Genomic DNA, 23031 nt, shown 5'->3' on the forward strand with positions numbered 1-23031 from the left:
GACCGCACATCCCCGCCCCCAGCGGAGCGCCTAGCTCCGGCTCCGCCGCGCCAGCGCAACCGCTCCGCCGCCCGCCACGACCAGGGCGATCGCCCCACCGGCGATGTACGGCGTCATGGAGCTACCGCCGGTCTCGGCAAGCCCGGACTCCCCGCCCTGCGCCTTGGCGCCGCCCGAGCCGCCCGCGGGGGCGGGGTCCGTGCCCGTGCCGGTCGCCCCCGACGACTGCACCGCCCCCGCGGGGGCCTCGCAGGTCGCCTTCGCGAGGGTGAGGGTACCCTCGACCTCGGCCACGTTCAGCTTCAACGGGTTGACGGACACCTTGAGTTCGAGGGCGGTGGCGGCGGCGGTACGCGACGTCGTCTCCGTCCTCGACAGGTCGAGACGCACCTCACCGATGCCGGCCGCCTTGACCTCCGTGGTACCGCCGGTCGTCAGAGTGACCTTCTTCCCCAGGACGGTCACCGAGCCGCCCAGGTTCGAGGAGGCGACGGGCTTCTTCCCGGCCTCGCAGACCGCCTTCGAGGTGACCTGCTCCAGCTCGATGAGGGACAGCAGCGGCAGCCCGGGGACGTGGACGCTGGCGTGGGCGAGGTTGGTGTAGCCCTCGGCCCTGGCGGAGGTGACGCTCGCCGCGGACTTCGCCGTCCTCGCGTCCAGCACGCTGAAGGGCCTGCCGCCGTTCACGCCGTCCAGCTCGGCGCTCAGCGCCGTCTTCTCGGCGCTCTCGGGCGCCTCGACCTGGTTGAGCGAGACCGAGAGGGGGACGTTCACGGTCTTGTTGAGCAGGGACACGTCGAGCCCGGTGCGCAGGACGACGGCGCTCGCCCGGCCCTGGTCGCCGGTCGCGTGCGCGGCGCCCGCGCCGGCCAGCGCCGCGGGACCTGCGGCGAGGGCCGTGGCCGTCGCGACGGTGGCGAGACGGCGTGCGGGCATGCGGAAGTTCTTGCCGTTCAAGGTGGGGACCCCTCAGAGGATTCTTGCTCGGGACCCGTCAAGAATTGCGCACCAGGGGTGCCCTGACGCCATTCCGGCGCCACTTCACCCCATCGTGCGTTCGCCGTGAACATTTTCGAATCCCCAGGCACAGGCGTTCCACGCTTTCACCGCCGTATCGCCCAGCGCCCCGCGTCGACCGGCTCGGCTAGCCGACGACGTGTCCGTTCACCACTACCCGCCGTGGGGCCTCGAGTACACGTACGTCGGCCCGTGGATCGCTCTCGTACACCACGAGGTCGGCCGGGGCCCCCTCCTCCAGGCCGGGCCGGCCGAGCCACTTCCGCGCGCCCCAGGTGGTCGCCGACAGTGCCTCGACGGGCGGGATGCCGGCGGTGACCAGCTCCGCCACCTCGCCCGCCACCAGGCCGTGCGCGAGGTGGCCGCCGGCGTCGGTGCCGACGTAGACGGGGATGCCGGCGTCGTAGGCGTTGCGGACGGTGTCGTAGCGGCGTTCGTGGAGCCGCCGCATATGGGCCGACCACTTGGGGAACTTCTCCTCGCCGCCGTCGGCGAGCTGCGGGAAGGTCGCGATGTTGACGAGGGTCGGGACGATCGCGACGCCGCGCGCGGCGAAGAGGGGGATCAGATCGTCGGTCAGGCCCGTGGCGTGCTCGATGCAGTCGATGCCGGCCTCGACCAGGTCCTGGAGGGAGTTCTCGGCGAAGCAGTGCGCGGTGACGCGGGCGCCGAGGCGGTGGGCCTCGGCGATGGCCGCTTCCACGGCCTCCCGGGGCCAGCTGGGGGCCAGGTCGCCGAGGTCGCGGTCGATCCAGTCGCCGACCAGCTTCACCCAGCCGTCGCCGCGGCGGGCCTCCTGGGCGACGTAGGCGGTCAGTTCGTCCGGCTCGATCTCCCAGGCGTAGCCCCGCATGTAGCGGCGGGTGCGGGCGATGTGGCGTCCGGCGCGGATGATCTTCGGGAGGTCCTCGCGCTCGTCGACCCAGCGGGTGTCCGAGGGCGAGCCCGCGTCACGGATGAGCAGGGTGCCCGCCTCGCGGTCGGTGAGCGCCTGCTTCTCGGCGACGTCCTGCTCGACCGGCCCGTGCGGGCCGAGGCCCACGTGGCAGTGGGCGTCGACGAGCCCGGGGAGGGCCCAGCCCTCGACGGTACGGATGTCGTCCGCGCCGCCGGGGCGTCCGTAGGAGATGCGGCCGTCGACCACCCACAGCTCGTCCCGGACGTCCTCGGGCCCGACGAGGACCCGGCCCTTCACGTGCAGCACCGCGCGATCGCTCATGTACCGCACCTTAGTGACCGGCTAGTCGGCCTTGCCCACCTGGTCCGAGGTCTCCTCCTCCACCTGGGCCATCGCCGGGTCGAGGAGCCGGGACAGGAAATGGCGGGTGCGCTCATGGCTCGGGTTGCCGATGACCTGGTCGGGCGTGCCGTCCTCGACGATCGTGCCGCCGTCCATGAAGACGACCCGGTCGGCGACCTCGCGGGCGAAGGTCATCTCGTGCGTGACGACCATCATGGTCATGCCCTCGTCGGCGAGCATGCGCATCACGGCCAGGACGTCCCCGACCAGCTCGGGGTCGAGTGCCGAGGTCGGCTCGTCGAACAGCATCACCTCGGGGCCCATGGACAGCGAGCGGGCGATCGCCACGCGCTGCTGCTGGCCGCCGGAGAGGGAGGCGGGGTAGGCGTCCGCCTTCTCGGAGAGGCCCACGCGCGCCAGGTTCTCGGCGGCCACCTGCGCGGCCTTCGCCTTGTCCCGCCGAAGCACCCGGCGCTGCGGCAGCGTGAGGTTCTCGGTCACCGTGAGGTGCGGGAAGAGGTTGAACTGCTGGAAGACCATGCCGATACGGCGGCGTACGGCGTCGATGTCGACGTCGGGGTCGGTGAGTTCGGTGCCGCCCACGAAGACCTGGCCCTTGGTGGGCTCCTCCAGCAGGTTCACACAGCGCAGGAGGGTCGACTTGCCCGAGCCTGACGGGCCGATGACGCAGACGACCTCGCCCTGGCCGATCTCCAGGTCGATGCCGCGCAGCACCTCGTTGTCGCCGAAGGACTTGTGCAGGCCGCGTACTTCGATTTCCGGACGGCTCATTTGACGGCCTCCTGGGCCTTCGCCTCCATACGGCGTACGACGAAGCCGAGCGGAATGGTGATCAGCAGGTAGCACAGGCCCGCGACCAGGATCGGCGTGGAGTTGGCGGTCGTACTGGCCAGGTCACGGCCGTACTTGGACAGTTCGCGCTCCTCCAGGGTGACACCGAGGAACAGGACGAGCGAGGAGTCCTTGAAGAGCAGGACGAGCTCGTTGGTCAGCGGCGGCAGGATGATGCGGAAGGCCTGCGGGATGATGATCGAGACCATGGCGCGGCCCGGCGAGAAGCCCAGTGAACGGGCCGCCTCCATCTGGCCCTTGGGCACCGCCTGGATGCCCGCGCGGATCGTCTCGGCCATGTAGGCGGCGGCGACCAGGCCGAGTGCCAGGGCCACCTTGCCGTAGGTGCCGCCGACGATCTCCGTGCCGGGGAAGGCCAGCGGGACGGCGACCCCGATGAAGATGAAGATCAGCAGGGCGGGCAGGCCGCGGAAGATCTCGATGTAGATGCCGGCCAGCCAGCGGTACGGGCCCACCGACGACAGCCGCATCAGCGCGATCACCATGCCGAGCGCCAGGCCGACGACGAACCCGGACAGCGTGTACAGCACGGTGTTCTTCAGCGCCATCGTGATGACGTCCGGGAACATCTGCCGGGCGATGCTGCCCTGCGCGAACTGGTTCTTCAGCCGCCCCCAGTCCGCCGAGACCGCGAAGGCGATCACGGCGGCGACGAAGACGACGTACTGCGCGCCGCGTGACAGACTGCGCTTCTGACTGCGCGTCAGGCCCTTTTTCCGGGGCGGGAGTTGTACGTCCGTGTCGGTGGTCATGGGTCAGGACGCGGCGGGGGACGGGGAGGCGGCGGAGGGGTTGTACGGGCCGATCCACTTCTCGTACAGCTTCTTGTACGTGCCGTCCGCCTTGGCGTCCTTGATCGCCTTGTTGATGGCGGCGAGGAGCTTGGTGTTGCCCTTCTTCACCGTGAAGCCGTACTGCTCACCGGTGTTGAGGTTGTCGGCGACCTTGAACTTGTCCGCGTTGGCCTTGTCCTTGAGCCAGCCCTGGACCACCGGGTAGTCGATGATGACGGCCTTGACCTGGCCGGTGCGCAGGCCGTTGAGGACGGCGTCGGAGGACTCGAAGGAGACCGGGTCGAAGCCCTGCTTCTTCGCGTAGTCCTCGCCGGTGGTCTGCGCCTGGGCGCCCAGCTTGACCTTCTTGGCCTTCGCGTCGGCGAGCGAGGTGATGCCGCTGCTCTTGTCGACCAGGAGGGCCTGGGTGGCGTCGAAGTACGGGTCCGAGAAGTCGACGTTCTTCTTGCGCTCGGCGGTGATGGTCATGCCGGCCGCGGCCACGTCGCACTCACCGGAGTTGAGGAACGCGCCGGTCTTGAAGTTCTCGAAGGGCGTGTCGAGGATCTGCTGCTTGACGCCCAGGTCCTTGGCCACCAGGTCGATCAGCGACACGTCGAAGCCCTGCACCTTGCCGTTGATCTCCGACTGGAAGGGCGGGTACGGCAGGTGGGTGCAGGTGGTGAGCTGTCCGGCCTTGACGAGTTCGACCCCGCCTGCGGCGGTCTTGCTCCCGCCGCCACCGTTGCCGGTGGACGTGCAGGCAGCCACGAGCACCAGCCCGGCCGTCGCGGTGGTGGCGGCCAGAATGCGGGTCCGGCGCCCGGAGAACGTCTTCACGGGGTGGCCTCCTGTGTGGGAACTGAGGGTTCCGATTATAAGGAGATGTTTGGGTCTCTCAAATCAAACCGATGGTTGCGGGGCTGTCCGGCCTAAGAAGTCGCAAGTGGCAGGAGGGGCGGGAGTGGGGTCACGGGTGGTGGATACCCTCGACCGAGCCGACCACTCGTGAGCGAAGAGAGCACCGCCGTGACCCACCCTTTCCTCGATCTGCCCCCGATGAGCGCCGCGCACTTCGCGTCGATCGAGGACCGGGTGGCGCGACTCCTCGGCACCGAGCAGGACGTCGTGATCATGCAGGGCGAGGCGCTGCTGCCGCTGGAGGGGGCGATCCGCGCGGCCGCCGGGCCGGGGACGGTGGCACTGAACGTCATCACGGGTCCGTACGGGCAGACCTTCGGGAACTGGCTGCGGGACTGCGGGGCGACCGTCATCGACCTCGCCGTGCCCTTCCACACGGCGGTCACCGCCGAGCAGATCCGGGCCGCGTTCGCCGAGCGTCCCGAGATCGACTTCGTGTCGCTGGTACATGCGGAGGCGGCGACCGGCAACACCAACCCGGTCGCGGAGATCGGGGAGGTCGTCCGGGAGCAGGGGGCGCTGTTCTATCTGGACGCCGTCGCCTCCGTCGGGGCCGAGCCGGTGCTGCCGGACGCGTGGGGTGTGGATCTGTGCGTCATCGGGGCGCAGAAGGCGATGGGCGGGCCGGCGGGGGTGTCGGCGGTGTCGGTGAGCGAGCGGGCGTGGGCGCGGATGGCCGCCAATCCGGGGGCGCCGCGTCGGTCGTATCTGTCGCTCCTCGACTGGAAGGAGCGGTGGGTCGACGGCGGCCGGAAGGCGCTGCTGCATGCGCCTGCACAGTTGGAGATGCTGGCGCTGGAGGCGTGTGTCGAGCGGATCGAGACGGTGGGGCTGGACGCCGTCATGGCCCGGCATGCGGCGGCCGCGGCGGCGACCCGGGCGGGGGCGGTGGCTCTGGGTGGGGGGCTGGAGCCGTATGTGTACGAGGCGCGGGAGGCTGCGCCGGTGGCCACGACGCTGAGGGTGCCTGCCGGGGTGGTGGCGTCGGAGGTGGTGGCTCGGGCGCTGGAGGGTGAGCCTTCGCTGCCGTTGGCGGCGGGTGGGGGTGCGTTGGCCAAGGAGATGGTTCGGGTCAATCACTATGGGACCGATGCTTCGGTGGGGGTGGTGCAGTCCTGCCTGGCGGCGCTGGGCGGTGCGCTGGCGGAGCTGGGGCTGACGGTTGATCTTGCGGGGACTCGGCGGGCCGTGGAGCAGAGCTGGGGGTGACCGCCGGACTTCTTCGCCCCCGCCGCCCCTACCCGTCTCGTACCGGGGGCCGGCCCCCGGACCCCCGCTCCTCAAACGCCGGAGGGGCTGAATCCCGCTCAGACAACTCAACCCGTCCGCGGGAACGGATCGACGGGGTGACCGGCTTCTAATTCCAGGCCAAACTCCGGATGCAATTCAGGAATTCACTTCTGCACAGCTTCCCGTATTCTTCTGCCCGCTTTTCCTCGCCCTAAACGCAAAGATTTCGCGAACACCAAGCGGGGGAATTCGGGCAGATCTCGTGGGGGTTACATGCTTGTGACGCGTTACACATCGCGGTCGATTTGCCCCGTATTTTCCGGACAATACCCCAGGTATCGCCTCCACCTCATGCGACCGCTCGCGCCCGCGTGATAACACACAAGGCCGCCGTTCGTAACCCTCTCCAGCGATGCAATTTCGAATTTCCCTCGGTAAATTCAATCCGCATGACTGCCGCTCAAGCAGATCTGCACATCGACCGTCCGCAGGTCGCGGACGGAGCCGCGTTGTGGCGGATTGCCAAGGACTCGAAGGCCCTCGACCTGAACTCGTCGTACAGCTATCTGCTGTGGTGTCGCGACTTCGCGGCCACTTCGGCCGTGGCCCGCGACGAGCGCGGGGAGCCGGTCGGCTTCGTCACCGCGTACGTACGGCCGGACCGCCCGCGCACCCTGCTGGTGTGGCAGGTGGCCGTGGACGAGGCTTACCGCGGGCGCGGCCTGGCCGGCGCCCTGCTCGACGGCGTCGTCGCGCGGGCCGGCGCCGCGCACCGGATCACCGCCGTCGAGACCACCATCACGCCCGGCAACACCGGCTCCGAGCGCCTGTTCACCTCGTTCGCCGAGCGGCACGGCGCCCTCGTGGAGCGCGAAATGCTGTTCGACGAGGGCCTGTTCCCCGACGGGCCGCACGACCCCGAAGTCCTGTACCGGATCGGTCCCCTTTCCCTCTGACTTCCCTCTGACTTCCCTCTGCCCGACGCGGACGACCCACCGATGACGGCACCGACGACCCACCCCACTGACGACCCACACGCACTCCCCCCCACGCAACGAGGAGCGATTCGTCGTGACCATCACCCAGCCCGACCTCAGCGTCTTCGAGACCCTCGAGTCCGAGGTGCGCAGCTACTGCCGCGGCTGGCCCACCGTCTTCGACCGTGCGCACGGCAGCCGCATGTACGACGAGGACGGCCATGAGTACCTGGACTTCTTCGCCGGAGCGGGCTCGCTGAACTACGGCCACAACAACCCCGTCCTGAAACGGGCGTTGATCGACTACCTGGAGCGGGACGGCGTCACGCACGGGCTGGACATGTCGACCACCGCCAAGCGTTCCTTCCTGCAGACCTTCCAGGACCTGGTGCTGCGGCCGCGCGACCTGCCGTACAAGGTCATGTTCCCGGGCCCGACGGGTACGAATGCCGTGGAGTCGGCCCTGAAGCTGGCGCGGAAGGTCAAGGGGCGCGAGGCCATCGTCTCGTTCACCAACGCCTTCCACGGCATGTCCCTCGGCTCCCTCGCCGTGACCGGGAACGCCTTCAAGCGGGCCGGGGCCGGCATCCCGCTCGTCCACGGCACGCCCATGCCGTTCGACAACTACTTCGACGGCAAGGTGCCGGACTTCCTGTGGTTCGAGCGGCTCCTGGAGGACCAGGGGTCCGGGCTCAACAAGCCTGCGGCCGTGATCGTGGAGACCGTGCAGGGCGAGGGCGGCATCAACGTCGCGCGGCCCGAGTGGCTGCGCGCGCTGTCCGAGCTGTGCGAGCGCCAGGACATGCTGCTCATCGTCGACGACATCCAGATGGGCTGCGGACGGACGGGGGCCTTCTTCTCGTTCGAGGAGGCCGGGATCACCCCGGACATCGTCACCGTCTCCAAGTCCATCAGCGGCTACGGACTGCCCATGTCGCTGTGCCTGTTCAAGCCCGAGCTGGACATCTGGGAGCCGGGCGAGCACAACGGCACCTTCCGCGGCAACAACCCCGCCTTCGTCACGGCCACCGCCGCCCTGGAGGCGTACTGGGCGGACGGGTCCGCGATGGAGAAGCAGACCCGGGCGCGCGGCGAGCAGGTCGAGCAGGCCCTCGCCGCCATCACCGAGGAGAACCGCGCCGACGTCAAGGAGTACCGCGGACGCGGACTCGTGTGGGGCCTCGAGTTCCACGACAAGGACCGGGCCGGCCGGGTCGCGAAGCGCGCCTTCGAACTCGGGCTGCTCATCGAGACGTCGGGCCCCGAGAGCGAGGTCGTCAAGCTCCTCCCGGCGCTCACCGTCACGGCCGACGAGATGGACGAGGGACTCAGCATCCTCGCCCGCGCCGTACGCGAAACCCTCTAGCAACGACCAGCAAGGAGTAGTGCAAGCACCGTGATCGTCCGTTCGTTCAAGGACATCGAGGGTACCGACCGGCATGTGAAGGCCGCGTCCGGCACCTGGGAGAGCAAACGCATCGTCCTCGCCAAGGAGAGGGTCGGCTTCTCCCTGCACGAGACGATTCTGTACGCGGGTACGGAGACGTCGATGTGGTACGCGAACCACATCGAGGCCGTCGTGTGCGTCGAGGGCGAGGCCGAGCTCACCGACGACGAGACCGGGCAGAAGTACACGATCACGCCCGGCACCATGTACCTCCTCGACGGGCACGAGCGGCACACGATGCGGATCAAGGAGGACTTCCGCTGCATCTGTGTCTTCAACCCGCCCGTGACCGGCCGGGAGGACCACGACGAGAACGGCGTCTACCCGCTGCTCACCGAGCCCGAGCCCGAGGAGGTGTGACATCACCATGACCACCGTCACCGATCTCTATCCCAGCCGCGGCACCACCGAGGTGTCGACCCCGCGCCAGGACCCCGTCGTGTGGGGCTCTCCCGACACACCGGGCCCGATCACGACCGGCGACCTCCAGTCGTACGAGCGTGACGGCTTCCTGGCCATCGACCAGCTCATCACCGACGACGAAGTCGCCGTCTACCGGCAGGAGTTGGAGCGCCTCGTCACCGACCCGGCGATCCGGGCCGACGAGCGCTCGATCATCGAGCCGAAGTCCAAGGAGATCCGCTCCGTCTTCGAGGTGCACAAGATCAGCGAGGTGTTCGCGAATCTCGTGCGCGACGAGCGGGTCGTGGGCCGGGCCCGGCAGATCCTCGGCTCGGACGTGTACGTCCACCAGTCGCGGATCAACGTCAAGCCGGGCTTCGGGGCCAGCGGCTTCTACTGGCACTCGGACTTCGAGACCTGGCACGCCGAGGACGGCCTGCCGAACATGCGGACGGTGTCCGTCTCGATCGCGCTGACCGAGAACTACGACACCAACGGCGGCCTCATGATCATGCCGGGGTCGCACAGGACGTTCCTCGGGTGTGCGGGAGCCACACCCAAGGACAACTACAAGCAGTCGCTGCAGATGCAGGACGCGGGCACGCCCTCGGACGAGGCGCTGACCGCGATGGCGAGCGAGTACGGCATCAAGCTGTTCACGGGCAGGGCCGGCTCGGCGACCTGGTTCGACTGCAACTGCATGCACGGCTCGGGCGACAACATCACGCCGTTCCCGCGCAGCAACGTGTTCATCGTGTTCAACAGCGTGGAGAACACGGCGGTCGAGCCGTTCGCGGCGCCGATCCGACGCCCTGAGTTCATCGGCGCACGGGACTTCACTCCCGTGCGGTGACCTGAGCGGCTGATTTCGGAGCGGGCGGCGTCACGGGCTTCACGGCCACGACAGTGACGCCGCCCGCTCCAGTGTGCTGCGCGCCGGGGTTCAGTCGGCCAGGACGTCCAGCAGGCGGTCGACGTCGGCCGCGGTGTTGTACAGGTGGAAGGCGGCCCGCAGGTTGCCCGCACGGTCGGAGACCTCCACTCCTGCGCTGCTCAACTCGCCCTGGCGGCGGCCCAGTCCGGGCACCGAGACGATCGGGGAGCCGGGCGAGGGGACCGGCTCGTGGCCGAGGGAGGCCAGGCCCGCGCGGAAGCGGTCTGCGAGGGCGAGGTCGTGGGCGCGTACGGCGTCCGTGCCGAGTTCCTCCAGGAGTTCCAGGGAGCGGCGGGCGCCGGCGTAGGAGAAGAGGGCGGGACTCTCGTCGAACCGCCGTGCGGAGTGGGCCAGTTCGTCGATGGGGCCGTAACAGGCGTCCCAAGGGCGCTCCCCCGCCACCCACCCGGCGAACAGCGGGGTCAGCCCGCCGAGGTCCGCCGGGACGACGAGGAAGGCCACGCCCCGCGGGCAGACGAGCCATTTGAAGGCGACGGAGGCGGAGTAGTCGTGGGCGTCCGCGTCGAAGTCCAGCCAGCCGGCGGCCTGGGACGCGTCGATGTACGTACGTGCTCCGTGCTCGCGCGCCGCCTGCCGGATCGCGGGCAGGTCGGCCACGCGCCCGTCGGCGGACTGCGCGGCGCTGACCGCGACCAGGGCGGTCCCGGGCCGCACGGACTCGGCGACGCGCTCCAGCGGCACGCTGCGCACCTTGAGGTCCGAGCGGACGTGGAAGGGGTTCACCACGGAGCTGAAGTCGCCCTCGGCGGTGAGGACTTCGGCGCCCTCCGGCAGGGAGGCGGCGATCAGCCCGCTGTAGACGGCGACCGAGGCCCCTGCCGCCACCCGGCGCTCGGGCACCCCGACGAGCCGCGCGAAACTGGCGCGGCTCGCCTCGACGTCCGCGAACATGTCGGTCGGATCGCCGGCCGCGGACGCCTCCACGGCGATGCGCATGGCGGCCACGGTGCGCGCCGGCAGCAGCCCGGTGCTCGCGGTGTTCAGATAGGTGTTCTTCGGGGCGAACTCGGCACGGACCAGGCTCTCGAAGGTCTCCATGGATCCACTGTGAGCCCGGGAGAACCCATAGTCCATTGCCGATTTTTGCGTGGTTTCACTAAGCAACGCTTATACATCCGCCCCGACCTGCGCGCTTTGTCAGTGCTGCGGCACCGCGCACCCGTCGGGACCGCAGGCGTCCGCATCCCCCTGGTCGATCAGCTGCAGCGGCGAGCGCTCGCCCCACGCCTGGGTCAGCGCCTGGGTGAAGACCTCGGCGGGCTGGGCTCCCGAGACGCCGAACTTGCGGTCGAGCACGAAGAACGGCACACCGTTGGCGCCGAGCTGCGCCGCCTCGCGCTCGTCGGCGCGCACCTCGTCGGCGTACGCGGCCGGGTCGGCGAGCACCTTGCGGGCGTCCTCGGCCTCCAGACCGGCGGCGACGGCCAGCTCCACCAGGCGCTCGTCGCCCTCGGTGAAGACCGACCGCTCCTCGGCGAAGTTCGCCCGGTAGAGGAGCTGGATCAGCTCGTCCTGCCTGCCGTGCTCCTTGGCGAAGTGCAACAGGCGGTGCATGTCGAAGGTGTTGCCGTGGTCGCGGTCACGGGTGCGGTACTCAAGGCCCTCGGCCGCGGCCTGCGCCCCCAGGTTCTCCTCGCCGGCCTGCGCCTGCGCCTCGCTCATGCCGTACTTCTTGGTGAGCATCCTGATCACCGGCTGGACATCGCCCTTGGCGCGCCCCGGGTCCAGCTCGAAGGAGCGGTGCACGACCTCGACCTGGTCGCGGTGCGGGAAGGCGTCGAGGGCCTTCTCGAAGCGGGCCTTGCCTACGTAGCACCAGGGGCACGCTATGTCCGACCAGATCTCGACCTTCATGTTCTCTCCAGCTCGTTCGGGCTGCGGAGGCCGCCTCCGCCGAGTGGATGAACGTTCAAGCAGCGGGGATCATTCCCCGGGCACCAAGAACCGCAGGAAGAGGTGATGGTCACCCTCGGCGGGCGGGTTCTCCGGGTCCGGGACCCAGCCCTGGCGGGCGTAGAAGGCCTGGGCGCGCTGGTTGTCGACGTGCACGTCGAGGACGGCCGCGCTCCTGCCGTCGGCCCGCCACTGCTCGACGCAGGCGGTGTGCAGGGCGGCACCGATGCCGGAACGCCAGTGGTCGGGGTCGACGTGGAACTGGAAGAGCTTGACCGTTTCCGCCGGGGCGCCCTCCGGGGTGCGGAAGGAGGCGATGCCGACCAGGCGGGCATCGCGTACCGCGCACAGCACCTGGCCGTCGGGGCGCTCGATCGCCTGCCGCCAGGCGGCCTGCCAGTCGAAGCCGTCCTCCGGCAGGCCGTCCGGGTAGTAGGTGGCGCGGGCACGCACATGCAGGGCGGCGACGGCCGCGGCCTCGGCCGGCAGCGCGGTTCTGATCACCAGGGAGTCGACGGTCCGGTTCGCTCTGATCATGCAGCGGAGGACGTGGCCGCGGCGGGCTCGGTTCCCAGGCGGGTGAACTGGGCCCGGTAGGCGCTCGGGGTCAGGCCGGTGCGCCTGACCACGTGGGCCCGCAGGGAGTCGGCCGTGCCCAGGCCGCAGGCGCGGGCCACCTGGTCCATGGGCAGGGTGGTGGTCTCCAGGAGCTCTTTGGCGCGCTCGATGCGCTGGTGCAGCAGCCACTGCAGGGGGCTGACGCCGCTCTCGGCGTGGAAGCGGCGGGTGAGGGTGCGCACCGAGACACCCGCGTGACGGGCCAGGTCGGTCAGAGTGAGCGGCTTGTCGAGGTTGCGCATGGCCCAGCCGCGGGTGTCGGCGCAGACGGTGCCGCGCTCGGGCGGCAACGGGGTGTGGGTGAACTGCGTCTGGCCGCCGGGCCGTACGGGGGCGACGAGGGCGAGCCGGGCGACCTCGTTGGCGACGGCGGCGCCGTAGTCGGTGCGGATGACGTGCAGACAGAGGTCGATGCCGGCGGCGTAGCCGGACGCAGTGACGTACGGCCCGTCCTGGACGTACAGCACGTCTCCTTGCAGGTCGACCTCCGGGTAGCGCCGGCGCAGCTCCTCGGCGTGCGCCCAGTACGTCGTCGCCCTGCGGCCCTGGAGCAGGCCCGCCTCGGCGAGCTGGAAGGCGCCGGTGCACAGGGACGCGATCCGCTTGCCGGCGTCGGCGGCCTCGCGGACGGCGGCCACGATCCGCGGGTCCGGCTCGTAGGGCGCGCCCGTCCCGGCCACGACCACCGTGTCCGCCTCCCGCACGGCCTCCAGTCCGTCGCGCACATACAGGTCGAGCCCTCCGCTGGTGGGCACGGGCCCGGGCTCGGCGGCGCAGATGACCACGTCGTAGCCCGGCCGACCGGCCACCTCGACCTTGCCGAACAGCAGCTCGGGGATGGCCAGGTTGAACATCGAGACGGGCGACGGCGCGATCACGGCGATGCGGTGCGGGGCGAGCCGGTCGGACATGGCCAGAACCTCCGGGTGCATGGCATTCGGGCCACTACTGTACGTCGGCCCGGATCCGCAGCATGGAGTCATGTCGACCGACCGCATCCTCAAGGACATACAACCCGCCCTCGCCGAACGGGAGTTGACGCCCAAGCGGCCCTCCCCCGGGCTCACCCTCACCGCCGCCCTCCTCGGCTTCGCGCTGATCTGCCTCGACGCGTCCGTGGTGAACGTGGCGCTGCCCGCGATCGGTTCTTCGCTCGGCGCGGGTATGTCCGGCCTGCAGTGGGTGGTGGACGCCTACACCCTTCCCTTCGCCGCGCTGATGCTGTCCACCGGGGCCTTCGCGGACCGGACCGGCGCGAGCCGTGCGTTCGCGCTCGGCACGACGGTCTTCACGCTCGCCTCGGCGGCCTGCGGGCTGGCGCCGAACCTGCCGTCGCTGATCGGCGCGCGGGTGGTGCAGGGCGCGGCGGCGGCCGTCGTGCTCCCGGCCTCGCTGTCGCTGGTGCGGCAGGCGTACCCGGAGCCGAAGCGCCGTGCGCGTGCGGTGGCGGCATGGGCCGCGGGCGGTTCGGTGGCGGTGGCGCTCGGTCCGGTGGCGGGCGGTCTGCTGACCACCGCGTGGGACTGGCGCGGGATCTTCTTCGTCAATCTGCCGGTGGGGGCACTGATCGTGGCCCTGCTCGTACGGGCCCCGCGCTCCGAACGCCGCCCCGCACCGCTGGACCTGCCGGGGCAGGCGACGGCGGTGGTGGCGCTCATGGGCCTGACGTTCACGGTGATCGAGGGCGGTACGGCGGGGTGGGCGGCCCTGGCCGTCGCCGTCCTGGCGGCCGTGGTCTTCTTCCGCGTGGAGGCACGCAGCCCGCACCCGGTCGTCCCGCTGGGGCTCTTCCGCAACCGGACGGTGGCCGTGGCGGTGGCGGCGGGCGCGGCGGTGAGCGTGGCCTTCTACAGCGTGGTGTTCGTCTTCTCCCTCTTCTTCCAGCAGGTCCAGGGCCTGTCCGCGCTGCACGCAGGGCTGGCCTTCGTGCCCATGACGGGCCTGATCGCGGTGACGAACGTGGCGGCGGGCAAGCTCGCCGGGCGGTACGGGCCGCGACTGCCGATGCTGGTGGGGCAGGCGCTGGCAGTCGTCGGACTGCTGGTCCTGCTGTACGTCGACGCAGGCACGTCTTCCGTCCTGACGGCCGCGCTGCTCGTACCGCTGGCCCTGGGCTGCGCGCTGACGGTGCCGCCGCTGACGGCCGCGATGATGGACGCGGTACCGGCGGAGCGGGCGGGGCTCGCGGCCGGTGTGCTCAATGCTGCCCGGCAGGTGGCGGGAGGTTTGGGGATCGCCGTGTTCGGGACGCTGGTGGCCCACGGGTTCGCGCAGGGAATGCGGGTGAGCCTGGCGATCAGTGCGGGGGCGCTCGCGCTGACTTGTGCGGCTACGTCTCGGTTGCGGTAGGCACTGGGGGCTCCGCCCCCACCCCCGTTCGGCCCTTGAGGGGCCTCGTCCTCAAACGCCGGACGGGCTGAAGACGCTGGTCTGTCAGCTACCGTCTCGCAGATCCGCGGGCCAGTTCGGGCGGAACTCTATGTGGTCGTACGTGACCACACACCCCTCGCCCATCGGTGACTGGGTCATGAAGCCGACGAGGGCGTCGCCGGTCTCCTTCTCGCTGCCCAGGGTGAAGAGACGGATGAAGGTCCAGCGCCTGCCGTCACGGGAGGCGTGGAAGGCGAAGGCGCGGCCGGTGCGGCTCACCCGGAGCCAGACCGAACTGCCGTCCACGGTGAAGGAGTTGGCGTCGTCGGAGTGTCCCCGGGTGACCACCGTGCAGACGGTGGGCACGTCCGGGGAGTACTCCAGGCAGAGCTTGGCCCAGGCCCGCTCGCCGACATGGACGTACAGGACCCCCGCGTCGAAGGCCGCGGCGAACCCGACCGTGACGCGCGCGATCAGCTGGAAGTCCCCCTCGGGCGCCCCCAGCAACCGGGGCGCGTCGGAGGCGGGCTCCAGCGCCTCCCCGGTGGGCGGCACGAACCGGTCCTGCCGGGGGCCTGCCCATCCGCTGAGGATCCCGTCCTCGTACAACCAGTGCCCGTCGGGGCCGTAGGTGCGAAGAGCGAAAGGCAGTTGGGGAAGTTCCACGTCCATCAGCCGATTGTCGCAGGCCCGGCGGGCCGCCTCGGCGCCTAGCGCTCCAGGCGCCCGTTGAACCGCCGGGGCAGCCCCAGCGGGTTGTCGTCCCGGAGCTCCGGCGGCAGGATCGCCTCCGGTGCCGTCTGGTACGTCACCGGCCGCATCCACCGCTCGATGGCGGTGCCGCCGACCGACGTGGACGTGGAGGTGGTCGCCGGGTACGGGCCGCCGTGGTGCTGGGCGGGGGCCACCGCGACACCCGTCGGCCAGCCGTTCACCAGCACCCGGCCCGCGAGCGGCGTCAGCTCGGCCAGCAGTTCCGCGCCGCGGCCCTCCCCGGCCGCCTCCTCCGCCGACAGATGAACCGTCGCCGTGAGATTGCCCGGCAGCCGCGACAGCACCGACTGCACCTGGGCCTCGTCCTCGTAGCGGGCCACCACGGTGACCGGCCCGAAGCACTCCTCGAGGAGCAGGTCGTACTGGCCTTCCTCGGCCAGCTTGTCCGCCGAGACCGTGAGGAAGCCGGCGCTGACCGTGTGCTCGCCGCCCGCGCCCGGTGTCACCGGGGACTCGACCTCGGGAAGCTGAGCACGCTCGGCGACCCCCGCGATGAAGTTGTCACGCATCCGGTGGTCCAGCAGGACTCCGGCGTCCGTGTCGCTGACCGCGTCCGTGAGGGACTTGACCAGGCGGTCGCCCGCCGCGCCACTCGGCGCGAGCACCAGGCCCGGCTTCACGCAGAACTGGCCGACGCCCAGCGTCATCGACCCGGCGAGGCCCGCGCCGATGGCCTCGGCGCGCTCGGCGGCCGCGGCCTCGGTGATGACGACCGGGTTCAGGGAGCCCAGCTCACCGTGGAAGGGGATCGGGGTCGGGCGTGCTGCGGCGGCGTCGAAGAGGGCGCGGCCGCCCCGTACGGAACCGGTGAAGCCGGCCGCCGCGACGAGGGGGTGCTTGACCAGCTCCACGCCGGCCTCGAAACCGTGGACCAGGCCGACGACGCCGTCGGGGATGCCGTGCGCGGCGGCGGCCCGGCGCAGCACCTTGGCGACCAGCTCGGACAGGGCCGGGTGGTCGGGGTGTGCCTTGACGACGACCGGGCAGCCCGCGGCCAGCGCGCTCGCGGTGTCGCCGCCGGCGACGGAGAAGGCGAAGGGGAAGTTGGAGGCCGAGTAGACGGCGACGACGCCCAGGGGCACCTTGTAGCGGCGCAGGTCGGGGATGGGCGGGGTCGCGGTGTCGTCGGGGTGGTTGATGATCACGTCGAGGAAGGCGCCCTCGTCGACGATGTCCGCGAAGGCCCGCAACTGGTAGCAGGTGCGGGCGAGTTCGCCGGTGAGCCGGACCGGGCCGAGCGCGGTCTCGGCGTCGGCGGTCTCGACGAGCCCGTCCTTCGCCGCCTGGAGCTGCTCGGCGGCGGTGCGCAGGAAGGCCGAGCGGACCGCGCGGTCGGCGAGGGCGCCGCGCGCGGCGTGCGCGGCGCGGACGGCGGTGTCCACCTCCTGGGCTGTGGCCTCCACCGCAACCTGCTCACGCTGCTTCCCGGTACGGGGGTCGACACTCCAGACTGGTGCTGCTGCCACCGCGGGTCCCTCCACATATGTCTTGCGGTATGTCCTGCTTGTATTGCCGCAGTATCTGGGTCATCCACCAGGGTCGTTCGATATACTGAACGCTGTCTCTGATGATGAATAGGCTGTTGGAGACTATATCTTCGGTTTCCCGTCGAACGAAGGGGTCAAGGGCGATGTCGGTAGCCGAGACAGGCGGCGGGGCACAGGTCAAGTCCGCGGTGCGGACGGTCGAGCTGCTCGAGTACTTCGCCGGCCGGCCCGGAATGCACTCCCTCGCATCGGTGCAGGAGGCCGTCGGGTATCCCAAGTCCAGTCTGTACATGCTGCTGCGCACCCTGGTGGAGCTGGGCTGGGTGGAGACGGACGCGACGGGCACGCGGTACGGCATCGGGGTGCGGGCGCTGCTGGTCGGTACCTCGTACATCGACGGCGACGAGGTGGTGGCGGCGGCCCGCCCGACCCTGGACCGGCTGTCGGACGACACCACGGAGACCATTCACCTGGCCCGCCTGGACGGCACCAACGTGGTGTACCTGGCCACCCGGCAGTCGCAGCACTATCTGCGCCCGTTCACCCGGGTGGGGCGCCGACTGCCCGCGCACTCCACCTCGCTGGGCAAGGCGCTGCTGAGCACGTACACGGACGAGCAGGTCCGCAAGATGCTCCCGGAGACCCTGCCGGCGCTGACCGAGAACACCATCACCGACCGGGAGAAGCTCATCGAGGAGCTGCACCAGGTGCGGGAGCAGGGCTTCGCCGTGGACCGCGAGGAGAACACGCTGGGGCTGCGCTGCTTCGGTGTCGCCATTCCCTACCGCACTCCGGCGCGCGACGCGATCAGCTGCTCGGTGCCGGTGGCGCGGCTCACCCCGGCCCATGAACAGATGGTCAAGGACGCCCTGTTCGACGCGCGCGACCGGCTGACCCTGGCGACCCGCAGGCTCTGACTCCTAGGCTTCGGCGTCATGGACGTCGTACTCCGTGAAGTGCACGACAGCGATCTGCCGGTCTTCTTCCGCCACATGAACGATCCCGAGGCCCTGCACATGGCCGCGTTCACCCCGAAGGACCCGGCCGACCGGGACGCCTTCGAGGCCCACTGGAAACGGATCCGGGCCTCCGGGGACGTGCTGCGCACGGTCCTGGTCGACGGTGACGTGGTGGGCAGCGCCGCGGTGTACGGCGAGCCGGGCGAGCGCGAGGTCACCTACTGGATCGACCGTGCGCACTGGGGCCGGGGCATCGCCACGGCCGCGCTGCGGGAGCTGGTGGCCCTGGTGCCCGAGCGTCCGCTGTACGCCCGTGCGGCCGCCGACAACACCGGCTCCCTGCGGGTCCTGGGCAAGTGCGGATTCCGGGTGACCGCGCGGGCCTCCGGGTTCGCCAACGCGCGCGGCGAGGAGATCGAGGAGTTCGTGCTCGCGCTGGACGCCTGGCTCCGCCGTGGATGAGCGTCCGATGAGAAAGTCGGACACACGGGAACGATCGACCCGCTTCCGGTCGTCTTCCGAGTGGGATGAACAAGACGATCAGGCGGGCCGCCGTCTTCTCACTGCTGCTGGTGATCGCTCTGCTGGTCAGGGCGACCTGGGTGCAGTTCTACGACGGCAAGGCCCTTGCGGACGACAAGGACAACCGGCGCAACGCGATCCAGACGTACGCGGACCCGCTCGGGAACATCATCGTGGGCGGCAATGCGATCACCGGTTCCGCGGTGACGAAGCACAGCGACCTCAAGTACAAGCGCACGTACAAGGACGGCAAGCTGTACGCGGCGGTGACGGGCTACGCCTCGCAGGCCTATGCGCCGACCCAGCTGGAGGGCATCTACCAGGACCTCCTCGACGGGACGGACAGCCGCCTCAAGACCGTGCTGGACACGATCACCGGCAAGCGGGCCGACCCGGGCAACGTGGTCACGACGATCGACCCGGACGTGCAGAAGGCGGCGTACGACGCGCTCGGCGACAAGAAGGGCGGGGCCGTCGCGATCGATCCGAAGACCGGCAGGATCCTGGCGGTGGTGTCGACGCCGTCGTTCGACCCGTCGACGCTGACGGACGCCAACACCGCGGGCGCGGCCTGGAAGAAGCTCAACGACGACCCCGACAAGCCCCTGACCAACCGCGCGCTGCGCCAGCCGCTGCCGCCGGGCTCGACGTTCAAACTGGTCGTCGCGGCCGCGGCGTTGGAGGACGGGCTGTACTCGTCGGTGGACGAGCACACGAAGAGCCCGGACCCGTACACGCTCCCGGGCACCACCCGCGACCTGTCCAACGAGAACCCGAACGCGCCCTGCGAGGATGCGACGATCCGCACCGCGCTGCAGTACTCCTGCAACAACGTCTTCGCGAAGATGGCCGTCGACCTGGGCCAGGACAAGGTGCGGGCGATGGCCGAGAAGTTCGGCTTCAACGACACGGAGCAGGACGTGCCGGTGCGGGCCTACACCAGCGTCTACCCCTCGAACATGGACAGGTCCTCCACGGCCCTGACGGGCATCGGCCAGTACGACGTCACCGCGACCCCGCTCCAGATGGCCATGGTGTCCGCCGCCATAGCCAACGGCGGCAAGCTGGTCTCGCCGCATATGGTCTCGCAGATCACCGACAGCGGCGGTGACGTGCTGGAGAACTACGACGACGGCGCGGACACCAAGGAGATCGTCAGCTCCTCGACCGCCGGGCAACTGCAGTCGGCGATGCAGACGGTGGTGGAGAAGGGCACCGGCACGAACGCCCGGATATCCGGCGCCACCGTGGGCGGCAAGACGGGCACGGCCCAGCACGGCGAGAACAACAGCAAGACGCCGTACGCCTGGTTCACGTCCTTCGGCAAGGAGGGCGGCAAGGAGGTCGCCGTGGCGGTCATGGTCGAGCAGTCGAACGCGGCCCGCTCGGAGGTCAGCGGCAACGGTCTGGCCGCCCCCGTGGCCAAGGCCATGATGGAGGCGGCCCTCAAGAACTGACTCCGGTCGGCTACTTCACGCCCAGGATCTGCTCCACGGGGTCGATGGCGAAGTACACCAGGAACAGCGCCGAAACCCCCCACAGCAGCCAGTGCACCTCCTTCGCCTTGCCGAGCACCGCCTTGATGAGGACGTAGGCCAGGAACCCCGCCCCGATACCGTCGGTGATCGAGTAGGTGAACGGCATCGTGGCGATGGTCAGAAACGCCGGGATGGCGATCTCGTACCGGTCCCAGTCGATGTGCTTGACGTGCGTCATCATCAGGAACCCGACCGCGATCAGCGCAGGCGCAGCCGCCTGCAGCGGCACGATCGTCAGCAACGGCGTCAGGAACAGCGCAAGCCCGAACAGCCCACCGGTGATCAGGTTCGCAAAGCCGGTGCGCGCGCCTTCGCCCACACCGGCGGCCGACTCGATGTAAGCGGTGTTGGAGGAGGCGGAGCCCATGCCGCCGGCCACCGCCGCCGCGCCGTCGATGAACAGCACGCGGCCGATCCCCGGCACCTGCCCGTTCTCGTCGAGCAGTCCGGCCTCCGCGCTGATGCCGACGATGGTGCCCATGGCGTCGAAGAAGTCCGACAGGATCAGGGTGAACACCAGCAGGACGGCGGTGAGGATGCCGGCCTTGGCGAACCCGCCGAACAGGCTGAAGTGACCGATGAGCCCGAAGTCGGGGGTGGAGACGATCTTGTCGGGCACATGCGGGGTGGTCAGGCCCCAGCTCTTGATGTCGGCCACCGCGTCGATGATGATCGCGACGATCGTCATGGTCACGATGCTGATCAGGATCGCGCCCTTCACCTTGCGTGCGAGCAGCGCGATGGTGAGCAGCACGCCGAGACAGAAGACGAGGACGGGCCAGCCGGTCAGCCGGCCCACGGCCCCCAACTGCACGGGCACGGTGGTCTGCGCCGCGTCCGGGATACGGCTGACGAACCCGGCGTCCACGAAGCCGATGAAGGCGATGAACAGACCGATGCCGACGCCGATCGCCTGCTTGAGCTGTTGCGGAATGGCGTCCATGATCGCCTTCCGCAGTCCGGTGACGACCAGGACGCAGATCAGGATGCCCTCGAGGACGACGAGGCCCATCGCGTCGGACCAGCTCATCAGCGGGGCGAGTTGGAAGGCGACGACGGCGTTCAGGCCGAGGCCCGCGGCGATGGCGAGCGGGAGGTTGCCGCCGACACCCATGATGATCGTCATCACACAGGCCACCAGGGCGGTTGCGGTGACGAGTTGGCCGGTGTCGAGGCTGTGGCCGAACTTGTCCTTCGCGCTGCCGAGGATGATGGGATTCAGGACAAGGATGTAGGCCATCGTGAAGAACGTGGCGAAGCCGCCGCGTATCTCCCGGCCGAAGGTGGATCCCCGCTCGGAGATCCTGAAGTACCGGTCGACGCCGTTCGCCGCTGGTGGCGCGGCAATCGGCCGGCCGGCCGTCTTCCTGGTGTCGGACATGGCGGGTGCTCCTAGGTGCCTGATGGATCAGTGTGCGGATGCTGGCTGGAGTGTTCCCGCGGTGAACCCGTTTCAGGTTTTCTCCGTGTTACGGAATCAGTCGGCCTGCCAGACCACGTTCGAAGCCCCGTACGAGTCGGGTGTTCATCACTGCTACGCTTCCGGATCTCGTCCGGGTCTCCTCCGGATGATCACATTCCTCACATGTCATCTACATGCCACACGCAGAGAGGTCGCCCGTGGGCACTGTCGTCGACGATGCAGCCTCCGAGGAGTTTCACGCCTTCTTCGAGCGGCACTACGCCGAACTGTCGCGGCTGGCCCATCTGTTGACCGGCGAGGCGGACGCGGCCGACGACCTGGCCGCCGATGCGCTGCTCGTACTGTGGCACCGCTGGGACCGGGTGCGCGCCGCGGAGCACCCGGTCGCCTACGCCCGCGGGGTCGTCGCCAACCTGGCCCGCACCCGGATCCGCAGCGCCGTGCGCGAGCGCCGGCGGATCTCGCTGTTCTGGTCGCGGCGCGAGGAGAAGACCGAGAATCCCGACATAGCAGGCCTTGTCGACGTCCAGGAGGCACTGCGCAGGCTGCCGTTCAGGAAACGGGCGTGTGTGGTGCTTCGGCACGCGTTCGACCTGTCGGAGAAGGACACCGCTCTCGCTCTGGGTGTTTCCGTGGGTACGGTTAAGTCCCAGACGTCCAAGGGGATGGCCGAGCTGCAGAAGATCCTCGGTTCCCGGGGCGTACCGCAGAGGGTGCACGCGGCGATGGCGCGCGGCGGCGAGAGTGGAGGAACGGACCGATGAGGCAGCAGGACGTGCACGACGAGCTGCGCGCCCGGCTGCACGAGACGGCCGAGGCACACCACCCGGACCGGGCCAGGATCCTGGCGCGGATCGAGCGGGGCATGAGCGAGCACGGCCGCCCCGACCACCGGGCGACCCGTCCGCCGGTGTGGGGCTGGGCCCGGGTGGTGAGTGCCACGGCCGCGGTCGCGGGCATGCTCGCGGTCGGCGGTTACGCGGTGGCCTCCGCGGTGAGGGACGACACTCCCCCGCAGCGGCAGACCGTCTCGGTCTCCCCGACGCCCACGCCGTCCCCCGATGCGACGAGTCGTGCGCCGGTCCCACCGGTGGCCCGGACGCCGAACACGCCCCGGCCGTCCCACGAGCCGAGCAACACCCCTGCCGGCAAGCCCTCCGCCTCCGTACCGACGCCCGGCGTCGGCCAGAGCGACGGCCCGCTGTGGTCGGAAGGCTCGGTGGACCCGCACAGCAACGACTTCTGGGCGCAGAGCAACATCACACTCAAGACCAGCGAGCAACTGACCGCCGTGACCGTGCAGTTGAAGGTCGCCCAGACCGGCGGGGTCAGCTCGACCGGGGCCTGGCGCTCGCTGCCCGAGCAGGACTTCGACCTCACGGTCGGCGAGCATAACGGCTTCCTCGTCTACACCTGGACGCTCAAGGCGGGCCGTACGCTCCCCACGGGCGAGTGGGTGTTCGCGGGGCAGTACAACCACCAGCGCGGCGGCCGGGACGCCAAGCACGACACCTATGCGATCACCGCCACGGCGGGCGGAACCCAGCGTGCGGTCGGTGGCGACTTCGCGGCCCGCACCGGCGACGCGGGCGGCTCGTAGCCACGCCTTTCG

At 70.0% G+C, this 23031-nt stretch carries 23 protein-coding genes; 11 read left to right on the plus strand and 12 right to left on the minus strand.

Features of this window, described 5'->3' with window-relative positions; all coding sequences use genetic code 11:
* Window positions 1-30 precede the first annotated feature (30 nt).
* The 5 genes from ACFY1E_RS34280 to ACFY1E_RS34300 form a co-directional block, all read right to left on the minus strand.
* The gene (locus ACFY1E_RS34280) at window positions 31-957 is read right to left on the minus strand and encodes an SCO1860 family LAETG-anchored protein (protein ID WP_389082987.1); all 927 of its coding nucleotides are present in this window, start codon (window positions 955-957) and stop codon (window positions 31-33) included.
* Window positions 958-1144: 187 nt separating this feature from the next.
* Window positions 1145-2236 (minus strand): amidohydrolase family protein, encoded by a 1092-nt coding sequence (locus ACFY1E_RS34285; RefSeq protein ID WP_389082990.1) that lies wholly within the window; start codon window positions 2234-2236, stop codon window positions 1145-1147.
* A 21-nt stretch (window positions 2237-2257) separates the two neighbouring features.
* Window positions 2258-3049: an amino acid ABC transporter ATP-binding protein gene (locus ACFY1E_RS34290; RefSeq protein WP_389082992.1), complete on the minus strand. Its 792-nt coding sequence runs from the start codon at window positions 3047-3049 to the stop codon at window positions 2258-2260.
* On the minus strand, window positions 3046-3882 hold the full coding sequence (locus ACFY1E_RS34295) for an amino acid ABC transporter permease (RefSeq protein ID WP_389082995.1): 837 nt from the start codon (window positions 3880-3882) through the stop codon (window positions 3046-3048). Before ACFY1E_RS34295 ends, ACFY1E_RS34290 begins: the two co-directional genes overlap by 4 nt.
* Before the next feature lie 3 nt (window positions 3883-3885).
* Window positions 3886-4743, minus strand: coding sequence for a transporter substrate-binding domain-containing protein (locus tag ACFY1E_RS34300; protein ID WP_389082997.1), 858 nt, complete (start codon window positions 4741-4743; stop codon window positions 3886-3888).
* Between the two features lie 189 nt (window positions 4744-4932).
* Between ACFY1E_RS34300 and ACFY1E_RS34305 the strand changes: the two genes are divergently transcribed.
* The 5 genes from ACFY1E_RS34305 (at window position 4933) to thpD (ending at window position 9733) form a co-directional block, all read left to right on the plus strand.
* Entirely contained in the window at window positions 4933-6033 is a 1101-nt protein-coding gene (locus ACFY1E_RS34305) for a pyridoxal-phosphate-dependent aminotransferase family protein (RefSeq protein WP_389083000.1), read from the plus strand.
* A gap of 470 nt (window positions 6034-6503) precedes the next feature.
* On the plus strand, window positions 6504-7010 hold the full coding sequence (ectA, locus tag ACFY1E_RS34310; RefSeq protein ID WP_389083002.1) for a diaminobutyrate acetyltransferase: 507 nt from the start codon (window positions 6504-6506) through the stop codon (window positions 7008-7010).
* Window positions 7011-7125: 115 nt separating this feature from the next.
* Window positions 7126-8397 (plus strand): diaminobutyrate--2-oxoglutarate transaminase, encoded by a 1272-nt coding sequence (gene ectB / locus ACFY1E_RS34315; RefSeq protein ID WP_389083005.1) that lies wholly within the window; start codon window positions 7126-7128, stop codon window positions 8395-8397.
* Between the two features lie 30 nt (window positions 8398-8427).
* On the plus strand, window positions 8428-8838 hold the full coding sequence (locus tag ACFY1E_RS34320) for an ectoine synthase (RefSeq protein ID WP_030933607.1): 411 nt from the start codon (window positions 8428-8430) through the stop codon (window positions 8836-8838).
* Window positions 8839-8845: 7 nt separating this feature from the next.
* Window positions 8846-9733: an ectoine hydroxylase gene (gene thpD, locus ACFY1E_RS34325; RefSeq protein ID WP_389083008.1), complete on the plus strand. Its 888-nt coding sequence runs from the start codon at window positions 8846-8848 to the stop codon at window positions 9731-9733.
* 90 nt (window positions 9734-9823) lie between these two features.
* Here the strand turns inward: thpD and ACFY1E_RS34330 are convergent, their stop codons facing one another.
* The 4 genes from ACFY1E_RS34330 to ACFY1E_RS34345 all read right to left on the minus strand — a co-directional run bounded on the left by ACFY1E_RS34330 (window position 9824) and on the right by ACFY1E_RS34345 (window position 13257).
* Window positions 9824-10873 (minus strand): aminotransferase class V-fold PLP-dependent enzyme, encoded by a 1050-nt coding sequence (locus ACFY1E_RS34330; RefSeq protein WP_389083010.1) that lies wholly within the window; start codon window positions 10871-10873, stop codon window positions 9824-9826.
* Window positions 10874-10972: 99 nt separating this feature from the next.
* On the minus strand, window positions 10973-11689 hold the full coding sequence (locus ACFY1E_RS34335; protein ID WP_389083013.1) for a DsbA family oxidoreductase: 717 nt from the start codon (window positions 11687-11689) through the stop codon (window positions 10973-10975).
* A gap of 69 nt (window positions 11690-11758) precedes the next feature.
* The gene (locus tag ACFY1E_RS34340; protein WP_389083015.1) at window positions 11759-12265 is read right to left on the minus strand and encodes a GNAT family N-acetyltransferase; all 507 of its coding nucleotides are present in this window, start codon (window positions 12263-12265) and stop codon (window positions 11759-11761) included.
* Window positions 12262-13257 carry a GlxA family transcriptional regulator gene (locus tag ACFY1E_RS34345; RefSeq protein ID WP_389083018.1) on the minus strand — a complete coding sequence of 332 codons (996 nt, stop codon included), beginning with the start codon at window positions 13255-13257 and terminating at the stop codon, window positions 12262-12264. Before ACFY1E_RS34345 ends, ACFY1E_RS34340 begins: the two co-directional genes overlap by 4 nt.
* A gap of 70 nt (window positions 13258-13327) precedes the next feature.
* Between ACFY1E_RS34345 and ACFY1E_RS34350 the strand changes: the two genes are divergently transcribed.
* Window positions 13328-14695 carry an MFS transporter gene (locus tag ACFY1E_RS34350; RefSeq protein ID WP_389083020.1) on the plus strand — a complete coding sequence of 456 codons (1368 nt, stop codon included), beginning with the start codon at window positions 13328-13330 and terminating at the stop codon, window positions 14693-14695.
* A gap of 84 nt (window positions 14696-14779) precedes the next feature.
* Here the strand turns inward: ACFY1E_RS34350 and ACFY1E_RS34355 are convergent, their stop codons facing one another.
* The gene (locus ACFY1E_RS34355) at window positions 14780-15388 is read right to left on the minus strand and encodes a DUF1349 domain-containing protein (RefSeq protein ID WP_389083023.1); all 609 of its coding nucleotides are present in this window, start codon (window positions 15386-15388) and stop codon (window positions 14780-14782) included.
* Window positions 15389-15426: 38 nt separating this feature from the next.
* Window positions 15427-16956 (minus strand): aldehyde dehydrogenase (NADP(+)), encoded by a 1530-nt coding sequence (locus tag ACFY1E_RS34360; RefSeq protein WP_389083025.1) that lies wholly within the window; start codon window positions 16954-16956, stop codon window positions 15427-15429.
* A gap of 164 nt (window positions 16957-17120) precedes the next feature.
* Here ACFY1E_RS34360 and ACFY1E_RS34365 point away from each other — a divergent pair, with 164 nt between their 5' ends.
* The 3 genes from ACFY1E_RS34365 to ACFY1E_RS34375 all read left to right on the plus strand — a co-directional run bounded on the left by ACFY1E_RS34365 (window position 17121) and on the right by ACFY1E_RS34375 (window position 19915).
* Window positions 17121-17894 carry an IclR family transcriptional regulator gene (locus ACFY1E_RS34365; protein ID WP_115908899.1) on the plus strand — a complete coding sequence of 258 codons (774 nt, stop codon included), beginning with the start codon at window positions 17121-17123 and terminating at the stop codon, window positions 17892-17894.
* Between the two features lie 18 nt (window positions 17895-17912).
* Entirely contained in the window at window positions 17913-18398 is a 486-nt protein-coding gene (locus ACFY1E_RS34370) for a GNAT family N-acetyltransferase (protein ID WP_389083028.1), read from the plus strand.
* Between the two features lie 65 nt (window positions 18399-18463).
* Entirely contained in the window at window positions 18464-19915 is a 1452-nt protein-coding gene (locus tag ACFY1E_RS34375) for a peptidoglycan D,D-transpeptidase FtsI family protein (protein WP_389083031.1), read from the plus strand.
* A gap of 10 nt (window positions 19916-19925) precedes the next feature.
* Here ACFY1E_RS34375 and ACFY1E_RS34380 read toward each other — a convergent pair whose 3' ends face one another.
* Window positions 19926-21377, minus strand: coding sequence for an NCS2 family permease (locus ACFY1E_RS34380; RefSeq protein WP_389083033.1), 1452 nt, complete (start codon window positions 21375-21377; stop codon window positions 19926-19928).
* A 239-nt stretch (window positions 21378-21616) separates the two neighbouring features.
* On the opposite strand from ACFY1E_RS34380, the gene ACFY1E_RS34385 reads away from it, so the two are divergent.
* Window positions 21617-22183, plus strand: a complete 567-nt coding sequence (locus ACFY1E_RS34385; protein WP_389083035.1) for a SigE family RNA polymerase sigma factor — start codon at window positions 21617-21619, stop codon at window positions 22181-22183.
* The gene (locus ACFY1E_RS34390) at window positions 22180-23019 is read left to right on the plus strand and encodes a hypothetical protein (RefSeq protein ID WP_389083038.1); all 840 of its coding nucleotides are present in this window, start codon (window positions 22180-22182) and stop codon (window positions 23017-23019) included. Before ACFY1E_RS34385 ends, ACFY1E_RS34390 begins: the two co-directional genes overlap by 4 nt.
* Window positions 23020-23031 lie beyond the last annotated feature (12 nt).

The organism is Streptomyces sp. NPDC001604 (assembly GCF_042893475.1).
Lineage (GTDB): Bacteria > Actinomycetota > Actinomycetes > Streptomycetales > Streptomycetaceae > Streptomyces.

Bases quoted from the DNA above. Each gene is read 5' to 3' on its own strand.
- ACFY1E_RS34285 (WP_389082990.1), bottom strand. From the start codon at position 2,236: ATGAGCGATCGCGCGGTGCTGCACGTGAAGGGCCGGGTCCTCGTCGGG.
- ACFY1E_RS34290 (WP_389082992.1), bottom strand. From the start codon at position 3,049: ATGAGCCGTCCGGAAATCGAAGTACGCGGCCTGCACAAGTCCTTCGGC.
- ACFY1E_RS34295 (WP_389082995.1), bottom strand. From the start codon at position 3,882: ATGACCACCGACACGGACGTACAACTCCCGCCCCGGAAAAAGGGCCTG.
- ectA (WP_389083002.1), top strand. From the start codon at position 6,504: ATGACTGCCGCTCAAGCAGATCTGCACATCGACCGTCCGCAGGTCGCG.
- thpD (WP_389083008.1), top strand. From the start codon at position 8,846: ATGACCACCGTCACCGATCTCTATCCCAGCCGCGGCACCACCGAGGTG.
- ACFY1E_RS34330 (WP_389083010.1), bottom strand. From the start codon at position 10,873: ATGGAGACCTTCGAGAGCCTGGTCCGTGCCGAGTTCGCCCCGAAGAAC.
- ACFY1E_RS34335 (WP_389083013.1), bottom strand. From the start codon at position 11,689: ATGAAGGTCGAGATCTGGTCGGACATAGCGTGCCCCTGGTGCTACGTA.
- ACFY1E_RS34340 (WP_389083015.1), bottom strand. From the start codon at position 12,265: ATGATCAGAGCGAACCGGACCGTCGACTCCCTGGTGATCAGAACCGCG.
- ACFY1E_RS34345 (WP_389083018.1), bottom strand. From the start codon at position 13,257: ATGTCCGACCGGCTCGCCCCGCACCGCATCGCCGTGATCGCGCCGTCG.
- ACFY1E_RS34350 (WP_389083020.1), top strand. From the start codon at position 13,328: ATGTCGACCGACCGCATCCTCAAGGACATACAACCCGCCCTCGCCGAA.
- ACFY1E_RS34355 (WP_389083023.1), bottom strand. From the start codon at position 15,388: ATGGACGTGGAACTTCCCCAACTGCCTTTCGCTCTTCGCACCTACGGC.
- ACFY1E_RS34365 (WP_115908899.1), top strand. From the start codon at position 17,121: ATGTCGGTAGCCGAGACAGGCGGCGGGGCACAGGTCAAGTCCGCGGTG.
- ACFY1E_RS34370 (WP_389083028.1), top strand. From the start codon at position 17,913: ATGGACGTCGTACTCCGTGAAGTGCACGACAGCGATCTGCCGGTCTTC.
- ACFY1E_RS34375 (WP_389083031.1), top strand. From the start codon at position 18,464: ATGAACAAGACGATCAGGCGGGCCGCCGTCTTCTCACTGCTGCTGGTG.
- ACFY1E_RS34380 (WP_389083033.1), bottom strand. From the start codon at position 21,377: ATGTCCGACACCAGGAAGACGGCCGGCCGGCCGATTGCCGCGCCACCA.
- ACFY1E_RS34390 (WP_389083038.1), top strand. From the start codon at position 22,180: ATGAGGCAGCAGGACGTGCACGACGAGCTGCGCGCCCGGCTGCACGAG.